Here is a 19,400-nt window from a genome sequence, read left to right on the forward strand (position 1 = left end):
ATGGAATTCACGCGTGAAGCACACCGCTTTTATTTTAATGACGATCACGGCAAGTTGGCTGGTGAAATTACCTTCCCCGCCATCAATAATGATCAGACCTGGGTCATTGAACATACCTTTGTTCGTGACGATTTTGGTCATCAGGGCATTGCCGGCCAATTAACCAAAGCCGTTATTGACGCCGCTCGAGTTGAACACAAACGTATTCAGCCACTGTGTACCTACGCTAAGGCTTACTTTGATCGGCACCCTGAAGCTGCCGACGTATTAGTCACTAGTTCTCAATCAAAGGAGTAATTCATATTATGAATCAGGATCAGTTAAAACAACTTGTTGGTCAAAAAGCCGTTGAATACATTCAAGACGGCATGCAGGTCGGCCTCGGAACCGGCTCAACCGTTAAATTCATGGTTGATGCTCTGGGTGAACGGGTCAAAAATGAACATTTAAACATTGTCGGCGTCTCAACCTCCGACCGAACCGCTGCCCAAGCTAAGGCGCTCGGTATCCCGATGAAATCCGTTGACGAAGTCGACCATCTCGACTTAACGATCGACGGTGCCGACGAAATCGCCGATGATTTCCAAGGCGTTAAGGGTGGTGGCGCCGCCTTACTCTTCGAAAAAATCGTTGCCATCAATTCTGATAAAGTCATGTGGATTGTTGATGAAAGCAAAATGGTCCATCAATTAGGTGCCTTTGGCTTACCCGTTGAAGTGATTCCTTACGGCAGCCAACATGTCTTTGAAAAAATGGCTGCTCGGGGCTATAACCCAGTATTCCGTAAAGTCAACGATGAACTCGTCCGGACCGATTCTAATAATATTATCATCGATTTACACATCGACCCAATCACGGATCCCCACGCTTTAGCCGAAGATTTAATTCACATGGTTGGTGTGGTTGAACACGGCCTGTTCTTAGACATGGTCAACACTGTCATTGTCGGTCATGCCAATGGTCCCGAGGTTATCGAAGCACGACCATAGTTTTGTGCGACTCCCGGCTTGCCCCACCCGTCATAAACCGATACAATTAGAATTAGATTAAAGGAGAGTGATCTTTTGAGTAAAGCAATCAGTATGAACCAAATTGCTAACTTTCAAGCCGACTTGGACCAACGTCCCGAAGCAAAAGTCATCGAACGTAGTGTCACTAAGAACGGTATCTTAGCAAGCAGTCAAGATATTCAGGCGATGAGCCAAACCACACCAGTATTTTCCATTGATTTGGATACAGGTGACGTTGCGAACCAAAAGCAAAGTGGTCGTTGCTGGATGTTCGCCGCTTTAAACACGATGCGGCATTCATTAGCTGAAAAATTCAACTTGAAACATTTCGAACTATCACAAAACTACACCTTTTTCTGGGATAAGTTCGAAAAAGCGAACTATTTCTATGAAAACGTGTTGGCAACCGCTGACCAACCAACTAGCAGCCGTAAAGTTGCTTGGTTGATGACCACGCCACAACAAGATGGTGGCCAATGGGATATGCTCGTTGCCATTATTCAGAAGTACGGTATCGTGCCTAAGAGTGTCATGCCTGAAACTTACAACAGTTCAAAATCGGCTGAAATCAACAGCACACTTAACTTAAAGTTACGTAAAGATGCCGTTGAATTACGTGAACTAGTGGCTGCCGGAACTAGTGACGACGCGATTCAAGAACGCAAGGAAAAAATGTTAAATGAAGTCTATCGCATGTTAGCCTATGCCTTTGGCGAACCCGTTTCACATTTTGACTGGGAATATCGTGATGATAAGAAACAATACCACATCGACCAAAACTTGACGCCACAAAGCTTCTTCGAAAAGTACGTTGGCTGGAATTTGGACGATTACGTTTCAATCATCAACGCCCCAACCGACGACAAGCCTTATAACCATACCTACACGATTGAAATGTTAGGTAACGTCTTAGGTGGCCGTGAAGTCAAACATTTGAACGTGTCTATGGCCGACTTCAAGCAATTGGCCATCAAGCAATTACAAGCTGGCCAAAGTGTCTGGTTTGGTTGTGATGTTGGTCAATCCTCCGACCGCCAAAAAGGGGTCATGGCTACCGATGTCTACAGTAAAGATGAATTATTCGACGTTGACCTTTCAATGTCGAAGGCTGAACGTCTTGATTACGGCGAAAGTCTGATGACCCACGCCATGGTTATCACCGGTGTCGACCTCGTTGACGGCCAACCAACTAAGTGGAAGGTTGAAAATAGCTGGGGCGACAAAGTTGGGACTAAGGGCTTCTTCGTCATGAGCGATGCTTGGATGGACGAATACTGCTACCAAGTTGTTGTTAACAAGGAATTCTTGTCCGATGACTTAAAGGCAGCCCAAGCCGAAGAACCAACTGTTTTAGCACCTTGGGATCCAATGGGTGCATTAGCCTAATTAAGTTTAATGGGCCATCTAAATTAAGCACCATCACTGCTTTAGCGTGATGGTGCTTTTTGGACTGCATTAGACTTAACTACCGCTCAAGGAACTACTAACAACAAACAATAAAAAAATCGACCAAACTCGCGTGAGTTTAGTCGATTTTTTTATTATTACGTTTACTTATAGCAATCACTATTATAATTATTTATACATCTGCTTAAGCGTACTAATCTCACGAGTCGTGATATGTGCTGCTCGATGCGACTGGTAATACATCACCGCACTCTTATTGTTCTCATGCTCTAGTCCCAGTGCATGTCCCAATTCATGGGTCGCAACGGACAGCTTATATTCTACCGAATGATTGCTGGCTGGAAAGCGATTCGTGTAAATCACACACTTCGCCGAATCCATCCAAGTTGTTCCTTGCGAACCACTTTGATAGTACGTCCGCCAAGTCCGGCCGATTTCCGATCCGGTCGTCTCCGTCTCGTCTTCACTCTCGCCCAACGTAATCTGGGCTTTCGCTTGGTCCTTAGCCTCAACTAACCTCACCGCGTTAGTGTTATTCCAACGTTCCACGGCTCGTAGCCAAATCGCTCGATACACCTTGCTGTCACTCGTGATCCGATACGTGATGACCCGACTCTTAAAACGGGCCTTATAGTTCAAAACCTTAGTCCCGTTATTTATATAATCATATTGATAGTTATCCATCTGATCATTGTAGTAGACCTGATCATGCGTCGTATCGTGACCACTAGCCTTATCCGCTTCAACTCGCGACGCATTCGGGTTGATCAGCGTACTGATTTGTGGCGCAAACATCAACAGCATCCCGCAGAAGCCCAAGCTCATTATAATTAATAATAATAAATTTTTATGTTTCATCATAACGTTACCCGGCTTTCTGATCAGATTTTTGGCTGTCAAGCGCGCCAAATCGCAACTTTGTCCAACTGATATGTTACAGCGTTCACCATTCTATTACAAGTTATATATTATATTTATTTATGAAAACTGAAGGATTTTATTACATTAAAAATATTTATATTAACTCAAGCAGTTGTGAAAGCACTGTTATATCAACTTTTTAAGCCTGTATCATTTTTTGAGCACTCGTCGGCAATTATTATCAATGATTATAATTACTTATACTGGGCATTTATTTAACACTTTAACTAAAAAAAGAGCTTCAGCGTCTGCTGAAGCTCTTAACTCAGGCTCGATTAATCTGATAATGGTCTAAAAAAGCAGTCCAGATTAGCACTTACTTTAAATAAAAGTACCGCTTAGGAGAACTATTACTAAATTTAATACTCTTCTTTACCGATAACGTGCAGTTGCCGATCAAGGTGATAACAAATTGGCACTCCGTTAGCAACTTCGACACCATCAATCCCAGTATCACTAATATGCTCTAAATATTTGATCATCGCACGCAACGTACTACCATGCGCCACCACGAGTTGGTTTTGGCCGTCTAACAACCGCGGTGCAATCTCATCGATCCAATAAGGCATGATGCGGTCGTAAGCCATCTTCAAGCTTTCTCCCCGCGGTTCGACGGCGGCACCGTACTTGGTGTAACGTCGATCATGGTCTAGTTCAGCTGGTGTCAACAACGGCGGCACCGTATAAAAGCTCCGCCGCCACTGTTGAACTTGCGCCTTACCGTACTCTTGACGAGTCACATCCTTATTTTGACCACGTAAGGCACCGTAATGTCGTTCATTTAACCGCCACGTCTTATACTCAGGCAGCCATAACTGATCAATTTCACTTAACATAATATTCGCGGTAACGATAGCCCGTTTTAGGACTGAGGTATGTACAGCGCCAAACTGCAGTCCCGTAGCTCGTAATCGCTTGCCAGCTTGATGAGCCTGTGCAATACCCACTGCTGTTAGCGGGACGTCACTCCAACCGGTATACGTATTATCCCGATTGGCCGTACTCTCACCATGGCGAACCAATACTAGTTCTGTCATTCTCTTTCCCACCTACTATCTTCAATACTTCCTATGATAATCGATTTGGTTCATTTTTCAAAGTCACAACCAGCTGTTACGTGAGATAACGCGCTTGCCACAAAAAAACGGTCAAGCTGATTAATATCACCCTGACCGTCCACGATTAATTAATTTTCTTGATTTGAAACGGCGTGTGCGGCTTTGATGACATGTTCATCATCAGTGGCGGCCGCTGTTGGCTGCTCAATCGCACCCATCGTATCCCGTTCACGGAACCGATTACCGACAAAGGTCACGACGGAACCAATCAAAATCACAACAATTCCGACCACTGTCGTCCACAAAATTTGTTCATGGAGGATCAACGCTGCTAAGATTGGCGCCAACCCCGGCTTAATGAAGAATACTAGGGAAGCCGTTGAAACATCGGTTTGTTCCATTGCCAAGAAATAAAACGCGAAGCCCCCACCAGTAACACAAACGCCGATAAAAAATAGTAACCAGAAATAGTTGAGATTAACATTCACCAAAACCGGAATGGCAGCAAATTGCCGCAAACCGATGGCCGTCAACCCATTGGCGACAGCCGGAATCTTAGTAATCCAAGCTAAAACTAGAAGTTCAAACGCACCAGCAAAGAAAGTAAAACAAGTCATCGTCAGCCCATTCAAGCCCCGTTTAACAGACCCATAACGCGAGATGATACTGTACAGCCCAAAAGTCACGGCAGACCCGATGGCTAATAGCAGCCCGAGCCCATTCGTCAAATGGGCCGGATTAACAATGATCAACAACCCAATCACAGAAATCACGACGGAGATCAAGTTAGCTCGACCCAACCGTTCTCGCAGAATTAAATAGGAGAATAATAGCGCAAATACCGGATTACAACTAAACAATACGGCCACAGTCGAAGCTTGATCGACCGTAATCGCGAGTTGGTAAAGCGACATACTGACAATGACACACACTAGCCCGGTTAAAGCAAATAGCCGCCAGTCAGCACTCACTAACTTTCGTCCGGTTTGCTTTAATGCCCGCAATGCAAATGGCAGTAACACAATTGCCCCAATAAAAAATCGAATTAGATTCAATTGGATTGGGTTAAAGGCACTGCCGGCCATCTTTAGCGCAATTTCCATCGAACTAAACATTAAGGTCGAAATTGCAATGTAAAGATATGCTTTCTTCACGAAACGTTCGCTTCCTTCTTAATCAAAATTTAATACGCAACGGTTCTCAGTATAGCACCATTTTCACGTGACTTTCAAATCAGCTCAGTATACTACCTCGCTTTTATCCACGGGAAAACGCCGTTTAACGCGGAATCAGGCGTTATTTTTTTCAATTTTTAATTGCCTTTGAAAACAATTTTCATCAGGCTTGAACCATTCAATGGCATCTTGCCGCCTCAACCATCATCCAGCACGCACTCATCAGCTTGTCATCAAAAACTACCAGCGAGACGTGTTGGGACGGCCCTGAGCAGAAAGTATCTAATTGGTCAAACCTTGTTGACCGAACTAAATTGAGTTTTCATCATTAACAACCAGCAAAAAAGCACCCGCAACGCCTGTCACTAGTGGCACGCATTCGGGTACTTTTAATTTTAAGTCACACAATAATTAACGAATAAAGTTGGCTTGAACGATCACCATCAAAATCGGAATAACGATTAGGCTCAATAGTGTCGTTTCTGTCACCATGACCGCGGCATAATCGGCATCCGCCCCGTACAGTTTGGAGACAACTGGTGCGTTCGTCATGACGGGCATCGCGGACTGCAGAATGAAGACTTGCTTCATCTCCAATGGAATCGACATTGGAATAAGCATCAGCGTCATCAGTACCGGCGCAAGGATAAAACGCCCAAGTAAAATTCCCAAGCTATCCCGGTCGAAGCGCATGCTGCTTAACCCGGCGTTGGCCATTGAAATCCCAATAAAGATCATGGACAGCGGAATCGTTAGACCGCCGATATATGAGAAATCATCCATCAAGAATTTTGGAACGTGAATGTTTCCTAGAACAAGCAAGACACCAATCATAAATCCTAGTAATGGCGGTGAGAAGATCTTGGTCAGTGTCTGCTTCAAGTCAAACTTAGCGGTGCCAGTACCGTCACGTTGAATCAAATAAACGCCCAGCGTCCAGAAAATGGTGGTATTGGCCATGTAATAAACTAACACGTATGGCAATGCGCTGTTCCCAAACAAGGCTTGATTAACCGGTAGCCCAATAAACACCGTATTGGAGTTCAAAAACATGGAGGCAAATAAGCCGCGATGACTCTTTTTAATATTTAAGGCTCGCATCACCCCGAACGAAATGCCAAACAAAATAGCCATATTAAGAACTGGAAAACGTAATCCTGGCAACGTTGATAATAATTTATGCGCTGTAAACTGCTTTGTGATCGTTGCAATCATATAGGCTGGTAGCGCAATTTGAGTGACCAATCGGGCAATCAGCTTAGTCGCACTTTCATTAAACCAGCCCCAGCGTGCCAACAAGTAACCAACTGCAATCATCACGATGATCGTCATGACACCTTGAATACTCTGCACGAATGTCTGTAAAATTTGCACGCTCAGTCTTCCCCTCTTAACAAATTGCTCATCATTGAATATCGCTATCAAGCTATGTAAAATAATAATTCAATGAGAATTATTCAAGTATACCACTGTTTTATGATGGCTTGTACCGTAATTTATAGATGGAAACGTTTGACGCCGGTCACAATATTACTTATAGTGTTCTATAATTGTGTTACTACTGATGCCAGTAATTTTTTGATTATTAAAATCTTTTTAAATTACTAACTTTAAGGACCAATGATTTGCTAAACGTCATAAAATGACTATTGAGGGAAAAATCTAAAGTGATGAGGAACGAATATGTCAGAAAATAACAATGATAATGAAATGGGACCACGCCAACGCCGCTATCGTGAACAGCAACAGCGTAACCCACATTTGAAACCACACAAAAAACGTCCTTGGTTAATTACTTTACTAATCGTCGTTGTCCTGTTGATCGTTACGGGTGGCTGGTGGGGCTACAAGACCTGGAATGCCGCTAAGGATACGATGAATACGACCTACCAGTCGACCGGCTCGACCAAGCTTCGGAATGTTGATGCCGTTATTAAGAAGGGCAAGCCATTCTCGATTCTACTGTTGGGAACTGATACTGGTGCACTAGGTCGCGGCAAGGACTTCTCAGCCCGGACTGATACCATGATTGTTGCGACAATCAATCCTAAAAAAGAAAGTATGACGCTCACTAGTATTCCACGGGATACGCAAGTGATGATCGATGGGCAATCACAAAAAATTAACGCAGCCTACACCATTGGGGGCGCAAGTGGTGCCGTCAAGTCAGTAGAGAAGTTACTGGATGTTCCAATTGACTTCTACGTCTTACTGAACATGGGTGGTTTAAAACAGATCATCAACGCGATGGGCGGCGTGACCGTGACACCTAAGCTGACTTTCAAATACGGTAATGCCAACGTTAAGAAAGGCGTTAAGATCAAACTTAATGGTGCAGCGGCACTTGATTACTCACGGATGCGTTATGACGATCCTCAGGGTGATTATGGTCGTCAAAAACGGCAACGGCAGGTTATTATGGCCATGGTTAGTCAGTCTAACTCACTTGGGTCAATTGCCAATATTGAAAAGATTACGAAAAAACTCGCTAAGAACATGCGCACCGACTTAACTTGGAATGACATGGTCGCACTCGATACGAAGTACAAGAATGCGTCTCACCATGCCAAATCATATACCGTTCAAGGTACTGACGCGACGATCGATGGGCTCTCTTATCAAGTTGCCTCTTCGTCAGAACGTTACAAGAATTCGAAGCGCATCCGTAAAGCGCTGGGACTCTCAAACAGTAATTTAACAGAGTCAGTCTTCTCTGAGACAGCTTCAATTACAACGGGTAGCTCAAGTTCCAGTTCAAGTTCATCAAGTACCACAACGTCTAGTGATACCACTACTTATGGCACTAGTACGACACAAGATACAACGACGCAGGACCAGACCACGACTCAAGATCAAACCACGACTAATCAGTACTAAGCAACTATTAAAAAATGGGTTTCTTCAGAATAAAAATTCTGAGAAGCCCATTTTTTGATGATTATTTTTAATTGACCGGCCAAGATTGTAAAAAGTGTTGAAACTTTGCTTCGCGCTGTTCAATTAGATCCGGTGCCGGCAATGCTTCTAGTGCGGCAAGTTGGGTCTCAATCGCCTGGTTGATCGCAGCGACTAATGTCTGATCCTGATGGTCAATAACCAGGTCAACTAAGCCGCGCGACTGCAAAGCGCTAGCTGTCATTGGTAATAAATCGATGGCGTCACTGCTGGTCTGTTGCCCATGTAAAATCGCGGTGACTGCCTCGGGAGAAGCAACGTTGAAAAGTGCATCATCTAGCATGATAATGCGGTTGGCGTTGGCAAAAGCTAACGCCCCACCGCTATGGCCCTCACCGAGAAATACAACAACGTTCGGTACGGTCAGCTGACCAGTCGCCGCAATCAAGTCCGCAATGGCCTGACTCTGACCATAGCGTTCCGATTGGGGGCTCGCATCAGCACCTGGCATATTGATTAAGCTAACGACCGGCCACCCAAATTTAGCCGCATGGGTTACGACTCTTAACGCCGTGCGATAGCCGGGAACAGTTAATGCTCCCCCGTTTTTTCGACGCCGGCTCGCAATATCAACACCCCGGTCAACGCCCAGAACAGCTAATTGGCGACCAGTGGCAGTGCGCCCAAAGCCCGCCGTTAAAGCCGCATCCTGACCTAATAAGCGGTCACCCCGTTGTTGCGTCATTGTCGGCAATAACGCTTGAATGATAGTCGGCGCACTGATCCGATCAGCCGCCCGTAATCGCTGTAATCGTTTATCCATGGGCTGACCTCCCAATTCCATAATTCACTAATGCTTGTCCTAGCGTTGACCGCAATTGAGGTCGTTCAACAACTGCATCCACCATACCATTTTTAAACAGCTGATCCGCCGTTTGAAAATCCGCCGGCAGTTTGACAGGCAAAGTTTGTTGGATGACCCGGGCTCCGGCAAAGCCAATCTTAGCACCCGCTTCTGCGATAATCAGGTCACCCTTAAACGCAAAACTCGCCGATACGCCCCCCATAGTGGGATCTGTCAGCACTGTGATCAAGGGTAACGGCGTTGCTGCTAACCGTGCTAATTCTGCCAGAATCAAATTCATTCCGACCAAGGCATAAACACCTTCTTGCATCCGAGCACCACCTGAGGCGGTCACAATGATCAGTGGTAACCGTTGGGCCCGCGCTTGTTCACTAGCATGCAATAAGCGACGTGTGACCGCCGTGTTTAACGTCCCCATCATAAAATGACTATCCATCACTGCTAAGATACAGGGTTGTTGCTCAATCAAGGCCGTTCCACAGACAACAGCCTCGTTTAATCCGGTCTGGCGTTGGGCCCGCCGCAGTTTGTTCGTATAGTCCGGGAACCCCAGCTGATTGACAGGCCGCTCAGTCATCGTCAACGGCTGAAACGACCCTTCGTCGACGAGTTGTTCTAATCGTTGCGCCGTCGTCAGTCGTTGCCAATAGTGACAATAAGGACATTGCTGATAAGTGCCCCATTGGCGTTGGTGGACGTGCCGACCGCACTTAGGGCAGGCTTGCCAGGTCCCAGAAGCTGGATAATGACTCATTTCGACGCCTCCCAACGTGCTAGACTGTGAATCGTGTACTGATCATGAATGTAGGCCGGCCGGGCCACCGTTTGCTGTAGAAAAGTTAAGTTCGTCGTGGGTCCCGTCAATGTTACTTGCGCTAAGGCCCGTTGTAAGTTGCGCACGGCTTGCTGACGGTTCACACCGGTGACCATCAACTTGGCAATTAAACCATCATACATGGTTACTAGCCGATCGCCCTGATGATAATCCGTATCCACTCGTACATCGGCTGGCCAGCTCAGCGTTTCAATCCGCGTCTGCTTAACCGGTAAGGTAGCGGTCAATCGAGCTTCGATCGCCGTACACTTGGGCTGCAAGCCAACATGCTCTGGAAAATCAACCGTGACGCCAGCCGCCTGTTTGATTTGTTCAGCCACAATATCAATTCCGGTGGTTAATTCTGTCACCCCGTGTTCAACCTGTAAACGCGTATTCATTTCCATGAAATAGAACTGACCATCCGCAAATAAGTATTCAATTGTGCCCAAGCTTTGATAATGTGTACCCGCTAATAACTGCCGGGACAAATCGTATAAGGTCCGGCGTTGTGTCTCAGTCAAAATACTTGCCGGACTTTCTTCGAGAACCTTTTGCTTGTGCAATTGGAGGCTACAGTCACGATCACCAAGAATGAATAATTTCGTCCCCGTGCCGAGGACTTGAACTTCAATATGGCGGGCAGTTGTCAGAAATTGCTCTAAATACATCGCATCATTCAAAAAGGACGCAGCAGCTTCTTGACGCGCAGCCCGCAATTGTTGATGGAGTTCATGAACGTCGGTAAGCACTCGAATACCCTTGCCACCGCCACCATAACTGGCTTTCAAAACTAGTGGAAAACCGATCTTGGCGGCCGCGTGTTTAATATCCGGCCATGCCAAGCCTTGTAATGATTGACCTGCTAGTACCGGAACGGCTTGTTGCCGTGCAAAATCCTTAGCGCGGGCCTTATCACCCATCAACTTAATTTGCTCAGTCTGCGGGCCAATCCAGGCAATGCCACATTCCGCACACATGGCGGCAAAATCCGCATTTTCAGCTAAAAAACCATATCCCGGGTGAATCGCATCGGCGTGCGTATTAATTGCAGCCATTAGAATCGCTTCGGCATTTAAATACGATCCACTGGCAGCTGCAGGTCCGATACAGACCACTTCATCCGCTAATTGTGTGTAACCCGCATGCCGATCAGCAGTTGAGCAAACGGCGACCGTCTGAATATTCAATTGTTGACAGGCTTTGATAATCCGTACGGCAATTTCACCGCGATTCGCGATTAACAGCTTGCGAAACATAGCTACCGATCCTTTCGCATTGTAAATAACGGTTGTTCGTACTCAACAGTGGCGTCGTCAGCAACTAGTACTGCTGTTAACGTCCCATCGGTCGGACTAACTAATGGATTGAATAATTTCATACTCTCAATCTGGCCTAGTTCTTGACCAGCTGTCAGTGACTGACCAACCTTTAAATCTGGTGCCAAGTGGACCACCCCGACCATCGGACTCGGCAGTGTAACGACTTCATCTTCAGTCTCCGCAACTGTGCTGGCAGGCGTAGCGGCTACGGGAGTTACCGTTTCTGAAGCTAACGCTGGTTTTGTCACTTCAATCTCCAAGTCGCCGGCTTTAACGCGAATTTGCTGATAACCCTGTCGCGCGTATTTCTCAACTAATCGATCTAAATCTTTTAATTCCATCTGCACACCCCTACTTCTTGATCAAGACTGAGCCATACGCTAGCCCGCCACCAAATGCTGTTAACAACACTGGCCCAGTTAAGGTATCAAAAACATTGGCTAAGGCCATTGCCACCCCAGCTGAGGACGTATTACCATAATGATCAACATTATGTGGAAACTTCGTCATTGGTAACGCCAAGTTAGCCGCAATTTTTTCAATGATCCGTAAATTAGCTTGATGACAGATCACGTATTGTAAATCACTGGGTGTCAGTTGCGCACTCGCAATTAACCCACGCATCTGTTCTGGAACAACCGTCGTGGCAAATTGAAAAACATCCCGTCCAACTTGGTAAAACGCATCCGTTTGCGGGTAGTTCGTTGCGGCAACTTCAGTAATCGGCCGTACTCGTCCAGAGTGAATGACCGTAGCGTTTCCTTGCGATTCTAATTTCTCAGCGATCAAGCTGTTTTCATCTGGATTGTCAGTAGCTTGTAATAACGCGCCACCAGCACCGTCCCCAAAGAAGACGGCTGCCGTCCGGTCCTGAAAGTCCATCATCTTGGAATTAACTTCCGCACTGATCACCATCACATTTTGGTATTGCCCACTGCGAATAAACTTGTCAGCCGTTGCTAGGCCAAACGTGAACCCAGCACACGCTGCACTCAGGTCGAACGCAAACGCATTATCAGCGCCAATATTAGCTTGCACTAAACAAGCCGTCGCAGGTGTTAAGGCATCGGGCGTAATTGTCGTAACTAGGATCAAATCAATGGCACTGGCAGCTAAACCACTTTTTTGTAGTAACTGCTGGGCGACCTGGGTGGCTAAATCCGAGGTGTTTTCATCATTCATCGCGTAGTGTCGGGTTTTAATCCCAGTATGCGCCTGAATCCATTCGTCGCTAGTGTCCATAATGGCTGCTAATTCGTCATTATCAACAACGCGTCCCGGAACATATTGTCCCATGGCGGTTAATTTTGTATAAGTTGGCATTTTTAAACCCCCGCTACTTTCCGTTTCGATTAGTTTAATTTTATCAATAAAAGCCTATCCGTCAAAGTTTACGGCTGTATTTTTGGTAAATCCTTAGAAACCTAGCCAAAATGAAAGAACAGTGGTGCCCATAACCGACACACCACTGTCCATCATAACTTTGTTAATACTTATCTGGCGCCATAAAGCCATTTTTAGCTAATAGCGGCATCACATCAACCCGTTTATCCGTCGGGACTTTCTGCGCAAACACCTTTAATCCCGCTGCTTGTAACGCATATAATGCCCGTGCTTCGGCTTGACCGATTGCAATAGCATTGGTGACCATCACCATGCCCGCTGAAAAAGCTAGACTACCAATATCAATGCCCGTTTTGCTAAAATCAAGTCCCCCCGCTACTAAGCGCGCCATGTTCTGGGGCGTATCAGTTAGGATTAGTGGCTTTACTTCATCAAATAGCGAGTCTTGATAAATCTCGATCATTTTGTCAACTGTAATCACATTAGCTTTCACACCAGGGGGCGCGGCTTGCACAATTAGAATCTTGCGAAGTGCATCCTGGGCAACTTCGTCTGAGACGACCAAAATACGGTTAGGACTGACCGTCTTGGTCCACACCGTGGCAACTTGCCCGTGGAGTAGCCGACTATCAATGCGTGCTAAACGAATATCCATCGTCATAGCGGCTCATCTTCCCCATCGTCCTGTAACAACTTGAGATGCTTAATCCCAATCTTTCCAGTCTCTTCAAGGTGGGCAATCACCTCATCAATTGGCTTATCACGAACAGTGTAAGCCTCAATCAGCATTGGCAGATTCAGACCGGTAATCAGACCCATGCGCTCTGTATGTTCGGCAACGATCCGACTAGCGGCGTTAAATGGCGAACCGCCCCATAGGTCAACCAAGAATAAGACTTGGTCATCCGCGTCAAACCGGGCAACCGCAGCAGCTAATTTATCAGCTAATTCATTAGGTTCTTCGTCCAGTTGAAAGGTAACCGTTTGGACCTTATCTTGCTTGCCAAAGATCATGTAGGATGAATCGACAACGCCCTGCGCAAAACTCCCATGACTGACAACGACAAATGCTAACATCTACTTTCCCTCCTCAGTCGGTTAAATCTACTCAATAAGATACATGCAAAAAGCATGCCAAGTTAGTGTATCAACTCATCGCGACCTTTGCCTGATGAGTCTCCAATAATTGCACAATATAATAATTTTCAGCATCTGAGAAGGTTAACTGTAGTTGATCTGTCAATTGCTGATTGGCCTGTTGCACAAGTGGGTACCACTTCGATGCCATAATGTCTGGCATCTCTTCGGTGGGTGCCGAAATTTCATCTTTGATGGCCGTTCGTTCTAGCGCACCCGCTAAGTGCATAATCAAATCAATGCGAAAAGCATTCGTCATTACACCATCCAAGTGCGTCGCAATCACTTCGCTATACTCCCATAAAATTCCCGTTAACTTCTTAGGATTTAAAAACGTGAAGTAATCGCCTAAGTACCGTTCGCAGAGTTCCGGTGTCAACTGCTGACTTTCTTCCGCCATGGTCTGTGGCGAATCGATACCCGTCGCTAACTGGTCAATAAACTTTTCGCCACCACCTTGTAGCAATTCTTCCAATGAAATAAAAGGGACGTCTAATTCGGGTTTTGTAATCCCAGTTGCCGCAATGATTTGATAATTTTGACTGATTTGTTGTATCCGTGTCTTCATTTCGACCACTGAGATTGGGAATACCGTAATACCTTCGATAAAGTTTTGAGCTAATAAACTGTCTAAAATTGACTTGATACGTTCAGCCGTCCCAACGCCGGTCGCACAAATTGCAATAATCGCCCGTTGTGCCGTCTTATCCGTCGCTAAGGCGGGCTTGACTGTTGCGCGCTGACTATCCGTTGGTAGGTTCCGTGAAATTCGCGAATAACCTTTGAAACCAACGAGCTCCTGATACATAGAATCCAGATCACTATCGACCAGGCTAGCCTTCCGAACGGCTTCCAAAACAACCGGCGTGGTCACCATGTCAATCGTTCGCGTCGCAATTCCTGTCTCCTGCTGAATTCGTTCCCCGAAGGTCGTTAACGACCCCATATCGACTAGTAACAAAATTCCTTTCCCAGAATCAAGCTTTTCTACTCGTCGCTTGACATGATCATAGGCGACACTCGGGTCCATATCGAGAGGCATGTCGAAAGCCTGAACATCATAATCATCTAACAATTGTCCGACGACCTGTGCCATGGAAGACGCGGTACTCATCCCGTGCGCTGCCACCAACACGCCAACTTTGCCGTTAAGCTGCATCGATTTTAACGAGATGAGCAAAATGGCCAGATAATAAACTTCGGACTTGGGAATCGGTAAATGATACCGTTCCTCTAATCCTTGCTTGAGCGCCTCCGCTGCTTTGATTTCAGCCGGATATTCACGCACCATCGCTAACATATCCGAACTCATTTGACGCATGGGCTTGCCTGCCTGGATGCGTTTGATAAAGGAACTGACGTGCAAGCTCACAGCGTAAATAAAGTTATCCTTGAAATTATAACCTAGCATGTCTTGAACCGTCATCTGCGCCGTCTTGGTAAAATCAATGACGTCCTGATCAACGATCTCGGCTAACTTGTTTTCTGGTGAAACTTCTAACTGATTTTGTTTATAAAATGATTTTAAATGCACATTGATATCGGTCGTGATGAAACGATTGATGTGTTCTTTATCAAGGCCTTCCCGTCGGAGTAACGCTGCTTTATCACCAATAATCTCATATAAATTATATGGTAATTCATAATTATCGTTCTTATTACGAAGCGGCGTTGGACCATCATTTGGCTTCACGATGAGAACCGGGTCCAACAACTCAGAGATGGCCCCCAGTTCGTGACGGTTAGAGGCTACTGTCATGAGACCGCTACGGATATTTTGTGGCAAATCATCCATCGTGATTGTGATTTCACTGTCATTTTCGATGCTATTGACAAAACCCTGGGCACACACCAGCTGAATGTTCGACTTCAACTGACCGACGTTCCCAAATGTGACTGAGCCAAGTAAGGCCTGCACCACGTCCTCCGTTAACCGAATCTGTTTATTGATTCGATTAGCTTCCAATGACAATAATGCCTTCAGTAATTCTAAACGTTCCTTGGCTGAGCGATGATTGAACGCTGGTAGCTGAATCGTAATCGGAATTCGCCGAACAAAGGTCTGCAGTAGGGTACTTTCTGGGTCCTCGGTCGTTGCACAAACTAAGCGGACATTGGCATGGTGACTCTTCGCCGTCTCACCGAGTCGTGAATAAGTCCCGTGATCCATGAAATAAAAAATCATTTCCTGACCTTCTGGTGGTAGACGGTGCACTTCATCTAGGAACAACATGCCCCCATCCGCTTCTTGGATCAAACCGTCCTTATCTTCATTAGCACCTGTAAAAGCCCCCTTAACATAACCAAACAAATGCGACATCAATAATTCCGGATTATGCGCATAATCGGCACAATTGAACGTAATCAGGCCTTGCGGGTTCGTTAAGACTTGTTGGGTTTCCGCAAAACGATACATGGCGTTTGCAAAGTAAGTTTTACCAGAACCAGTCGGGCCAATGATTAATGTATTTAATCCCCGCGGTGGGTAAAGAATGGCCGCTTTCGCCTGTTCCACTTGATTAGCAAGGCTCTCATGCGAGCCAATCATGCTGGCAAATATATCATTTACAACCGGTTTAGGCACAGACGTCGCGACGGGCGCTGTCGGTATTCGCTCTGTCGTCGCTCCATTCGCTACGCCACTAGTTGTTGTGGCCGTTGTGGCTGTTGCATTCACCGGAACATAGTGCACAGGCCGCCCTGTCAGCTTGTGCAACTGGCCTTCTCGCACCAGTGCATTTAATTCCTTGCTGACGTTTGAACGCGCTATCATTAAAGCGGTCGCTACCATTTCCGTCGTCAGTCCGTGTCGATCGCTATGTTGACGGACGTATTCACAAATCTTGGATTTTCTGGTCAACTTCGCCACTCCTTTTCACCACTATCAAATAGCTGATCCGTTTTGATACACTATAACACACTATATTCTACCATAGTTCCCGACTCAGTTACTTTTTAAGACTTGTCAGTACAACTATTTCTGTTTCATGGTATTGAAATTCCATTTATGACGCACCTTAACGTGCTCAGATACTGCTTTTGATGCGTCAAAAAAAGCTTAGACACTGCAACGCGCTAACCCCACCCGTTGATACCTAAGCTTCTTAAACTAACTATTAAATAATCACCAATCCGTCGGCAAAGAACCCTCGACAGCATTGGTCATTATTTCAAATACTTATCTTTTTTACCTTTACCCTTGAATATTCTCCCAAGGACTTGGAAAAATGTCAGTGATTTTACAATTCGATCAGGCTCAATATATTGCCGAACGGCTCGTAACACTTTCTTAGGGTCCTTAGCTGAGAAAGTAATCATACCGTTCCGTTTCGTTTGAAAAGAGAACCGTGGAATCCAACGGCCACCAAACATTACGGATACGACCACATATTTCACTTCAGTCCAAGGGATTTGAATAAAATTACGAACATTGCGATCATCATAAAATTCAAAGCCGTTATCACCGACCATAATTTTACCGTAATCGGTCAATCCCATATGTGAATTACCGTTCGTAACTAAATCAACCTTAGTATTGATTGATTGCACCATATTAATCCCTCCTCGTATCCATCCTCATACCGATTATACGGCGAGTTTGTCAGTTATGCAAAGTACGCTTGTAAATAAAAAGGATGAGCTCCCACGAGTCCATCCTTTAAATATGACATAAGCAAGTATTACATCCAACCAATAACGTGCATTAGAACCCCAAATACGAAGAGGCCAAGAATGATAATGATTGGTGAAACTTTCTTCTTTAATAACCACATGCAGAGGAAGGTTAACAGCAACGCCATCAAACCAGGAATCAATTGATTCAAGTTATCTTGTAAGGTGGTTACCTTGTATTTGTCAAGTGAACGGCCAGCAGCTTGTTGTGTTAAAGCTTCCTTAACACCAGAAGCACCCTTTGGCAGTTTATCCCAGTCAATGTACGAACCAGCTTGTTGCTTAATGGTCGAAACTTTAACTGGACTGAAGTCAACAACAACCCACCGTTCGATTAACGCCGCCAAGATAAACATCCCTAGCATGGAAGCACCACGGGTAATATCTTGTAAAATACCACCAGATAAGTCATCAGTAATCTTAGAACCGGCTTTGTAACCGAATTCTTGGGTATACCACATGAAGCCCATACGAATTGCATTCCAAACAACGAAGTACAAAATTGGTCCAACAATGCTACCAGAAATAGCCAATGATGCAGCTAAGGCACCAACGATAGGCTTAACCGTGTACCAGAACACTGGGTCCCCAACACCGGCTAAAGGTCCCATCATACCAACTTTAACCCCTTGAATCGTAACGTCATCAATAGGTGCCCCATTGGCACGTTCTTCTTCAAGCGCTAAGGTAACACCAATAACTGGTGAAGCCACGTATGGATGGGTATTGAAGAATTCCATGTGACGCTTCAAAGCAGCAGCACGGTCTTCTTTAGTTGTATATAATTTCTTGATTGCTGGAATTAAAGAATAAGCCCAACCACCGTTTTGCATACGTTCGTAGTTCCATGAACCTTGGAGGAACGTTGAACGCCACCAAACATGCAGACGATCACTTTTACTTAATGTAACTTTTTTAGTAATATTTGTAGTTTCAGACATCTCAGTTTGCCTCCTTCTCTAATACTTGTCGATAATGTCGCCAACCGGATCACCCGTGTTGGAGCCACCACCATTGCCAGAGTTACCTTGCTTTGAAAGTGCCAAGTACATTAAGGCTAAGGAAATACCAATTGCACCTAAACCAATCAAAGTAATTTCACTGATCGCAGCTAAAACAAAACCTAAAGCAAAGAATGGCCAAACTTCACGAGAAGCCATCATGTTGATAACCATTGCATAACCAACGGCAACAACCATACCACCACCGATTGATAAACCATCAGTTAACCAGCTAGGCATAGCGTTTAACATTGCCTTCACTGGCGTAGCACCAACGGCCAAAATCAAAGCGGCTGGAATCGCAATACGAAGTCCTTGCATGCAGATCGCAACCCATTGCCAGAAGTCAATTTTACTAAAACTACCTTCTTCAGCGGCACGGTCCATGATGTGGACAATCCCAGTTGCTAACGTACGAGCGATGATCGTTAAGAGTAACCCAGCAACGGCTAAAGGAACGGCAATCGCAATAGCTGAAGTAACTCCGGCACGGCCTTGACCACCTAAAACTAAAATAATTGCAGATGCAATTGATGCTAACGCAGCATCAGGTGCAACGGCGGCACCAATGTTGGCCCAACCTAAGGCAATCATTTGTAAACTCCCACCTAAGATAATACATGGGACTAATTGTCCGGTTACTAATCCGATTAGGGTACATGCAACAACTGGTTGATGGAAGTGGAATTCATCCAAAATACCTTCCATACCAGCTAAAAATGATACAAGTACGACTAAAATCACTTGAATTACGTTCAAATTCATGATTTAATCCTCCA

19 protein-coding genes are annotated in these 19,400 nt (G+C 45.4%); 4 read left to right on the forward strand and 15 right to left on the reverse strand.

Annotated elements, in window-relative coordinates:
• The 3 genes from E5260_RS12795 (at position 1) to E5260_RS12805 (ending at position 2,396) form a co-directional block, all read left to right on the forward strand.
• Complete coding sequence (locus E5260_RS12795; protein WP_003640927.1) at positions 1-297, forward strand: GNAT family N-acetyltransferase; 297 nt, start codon at positions 1-3, stop codon at positions 295-297.
• A gap of 8 nt (positions 298-305) precedes the next feature.
• Positions 306-989 (forward strand): ribose-5-phosphate isomerase RpiA, encoded by a 684-nt coding sequence (gene rpiA / locus E5260_RS12800; RefSeq protein ID WP_003640926.1) that lies wholly within the window; start codon positions 306-308, stop codon positions 987-989.
• 75 nt (positions 990-1,064) lie between these two features.
• Positions 1,065-2,396 (forward strand): C1 family peptidase, encoded by a 1,332-nt coding sequence (locus E5260_RS12805; RefSeq protein ID WP_003643927.1) that lies wholly within the window; start codon positions 1,065-1,067, stop codon positions 2,394-2,396.
• A gap of 189 nt (positions 2,397-2,585) precedes the next feature.
• On the opposite strand, the gene E5260_RS12810 is transcribed toward E5260_RS12805, so the two are convergent.
• The 4 genes from E5260_RS12810 to E5260_RS12825 all read right to left on the reverse strand — a co-directional run bounded on the left by E5260_RS12810 (position 2,586) and on the right by E5260_RS12825 (position 6,945).
• Positions 2,586-3,278 carry a matrixin family metalloprotease gene (locus tag E5260_RS12810; RefSeq protein WP_003640924.1) on the reverse strand — a complete coding sequence of 231 codons (693 nt, stop codon included), beginning with the start codon at positions 3,276-3,278 and terminating at the stop codon, positions 2,586-2,588.
• Positions 3,279-3,697: 419 nt separating this feature from the next.
• Positions 3,698-4,375, reverse strand: coding sequence for a 2,3-bisphosphoglycerate-dependent phosphoglycerate mutase (locus E5260_RS12815; RefSeq protein ID WP_003640923.1), 678 nt, complete (start codon positions 4,373-4,375; stop codon positions 3,698-3,700).
• A gap of 149 nt (positions 4,376-4,524) precedes the next feature.
• Entirely contained in the window at positions 4,525-5,550 is a 1,026-nt protein-coding gene (locus E5260_RS12820; RefSeq protein ID WP_003643926.1) for a DMT family transporter, read from the reverse strand.
• 432 nt (positions 5,551-5,982) lie between these two features.
• Positions 5,983-6,945, reverse strand: coding sequence for an AEC family transporter (locus tag E5260_RS12825; protein WP_003643925.1), 963 nt, complete (start codon positions 6,943-6,945; stop codon positions 5,983-5,985).
• A gap of 309 nt (positions 6,946-7,254) precedes the next feature.
• On the opposite strand from E5260_RS12825, the gene E5260_RS12830 reads away from it, so the two are divergent.
• Positions 7,255-8,448: an LCP family protein gene (locus E5260_RS12830; protein ID WP_003640920.1), complete on the forward strand. Its 1,194-nt coding sequence runs from the start codon at positions 7,255-7,257 to the stop codon at positions 8,446-8,448.
• 67 nt (positions 8,449-8,515) lie between these two features.
• On the opposite strand, the gene accA is transcribed toward E5260_RS12830, so the two are convergent.
• The 11 genes from accA to E5260_RS12885 form a co-directional block, all read right to left on the reverse strand.
• Positions 8,516-9,289 (reverse strand): carboxyltransferase subunit alpha, encoded by a 774-nt coding sequence (gene accA, locus E5260_RS12835; RefSeq protein WP_003640919.1) that lies wholly within the window; start codon positions 9,287-9,289, stop codon positions 8,516-8,518.
• The gene (locus E5260_RS12840) at positions 9,282-10,085 is read right to left on the reverse strand and encodes an acetyl-CoA carboxylase carboxyltransferase subunit beta (RefSeq protein WP_003640918.1); all 804 of its coding nucleotides are present in this window, start codon (positions 10,083-10,085) and stop codon (positions 9,282-9,284) included. The genes accA and E5260_RS12840 overlap by 8 nt, the downstream gene beginning before the upstream one ends.
• Positions 10,082-11,404: an acetyl-CoA carboxylase biotin carboxylase subunit gene (locus E5260_RS12845; protein WP_003640917.1), complete on the reverse strand. Its 1,323-nt coding sequence runs from the start codon at positions 11,402-11,404 to the stop codon at positions 10,082-10,084. Before E5260_RS12845 ends, E5260_RS12840 begins: the two co-directional genes overlap by 4 nt.
• A gap of 2 nt (positions 11,405-11,406) precedes the next feature.
• Entirely contained in the window at positions 11,407-11,808 is a 402-nt protein-coding gene (locus E5260_RS12850) for an acetyl-CoA carboxylase biotin carboxyl carrier protein (protein WP_003640916.1), read from the reverse strand.
• Positions 11,809-11,818: 10 nt separating this feature from the next.
• Positions 11,819-12,790, reverse strand: coding sequence for a ketoacyl-ACP synthase III (locus E5260_RS12855; RefSeq protein ID WP_003640915.1), 972 nt, complete (start codon positions 12,788-12,790; stop codon positions 11,819-11,821).
• 163 nt (positions 12,791-12,953) lie between these two features.
• Entirely contained in the window at positions 12,954-13,472 is a 519-nt protein-coding gene (locus tag E5260_RS12860; RefSeq protein ID WP_003640914.1) for a PTS system mannose/fructose/N-acetylgalactosamine-transporter subunit IIB, read from the reverse strand.
• Positions 13,469-13,888 carry a PTS sugar transporter subunit IIA gene (locus E5260_RS12865; protein WP_003640913.1) on the reverse strand — a complete coding sequence of 140 codons (420 nt, stop codon included), beginning with the start codon at positions 13,886-13,888 and terminating at the stop codon, positions 13,469-13,471. The genes E5260_RS12860 and E5260_RS12865 overlap by 4 nt, the downstream gene beginning before the upstream one ends.
• Positions 13,889-13,958: 70 nt before the next feature.
• Positions 13,959-16,808: a sigma-54-dependent transcriptional regulator gene (locus tag E5260_RS12870; RefSeq protein WP_021356507.1), complete on the reverse strand. Its 2,850-nt coding sequence runs from the start codon at positions 16,806-16,808 to the stop codon at positions 13,959-13,961.
• A gap of 305 nt (positions 16,809-17,113) precedes the next feature.
• Positions 17,114-17,500 carry a DUF956 family protein gene (locus E5260_RS12875; protein WP_003640911.1) on the reverse strand — a complete coding sequence of 129 codons (387 nt, stop codon included), beginning with the start codon at positions 17,498-17,500 and terminating at the stop codon, positions 17,114-17,116.
• Positions 17,501-17,628: 128 nt separating this feature from the next.
• Complete coding sequence (locus tag E5260_RS12880) at positions 17,629-18,561, reverse strand: PTS system mannose/fructose/sorbose family transporter subunit IID (protein ID WP_003640910.1); 933 nt, start codon at positions 18,559-18,561, stop codon at positions 17,629-17,631.
• Positions 18,562-18,579: 18 nt separating this feature from the next.
• Complete coding sequence (locus tag E5260_RS12885) at positions 18,580-19,386, reverse strand: PTS mannose/fructose/sorbose transporter subunit IIC (protein WP_003640909.1); 807 nt, start codon at positions 19,384-19,386, stop codon at positions 18,580-18,582.
• Between the last annotated feature and the right edge of the window lie 14 nt (positions 19,387-19,400).

Source organism: Lactiplantibacillus plantarum, from assembly GCF_014131735.1.
GTDB lineage: Bacteria > Bacillota > Bacilli > Lactobacillales > Lactobacillaceae > Lactiplantibacillus > Lactiplantibacillus plantarum.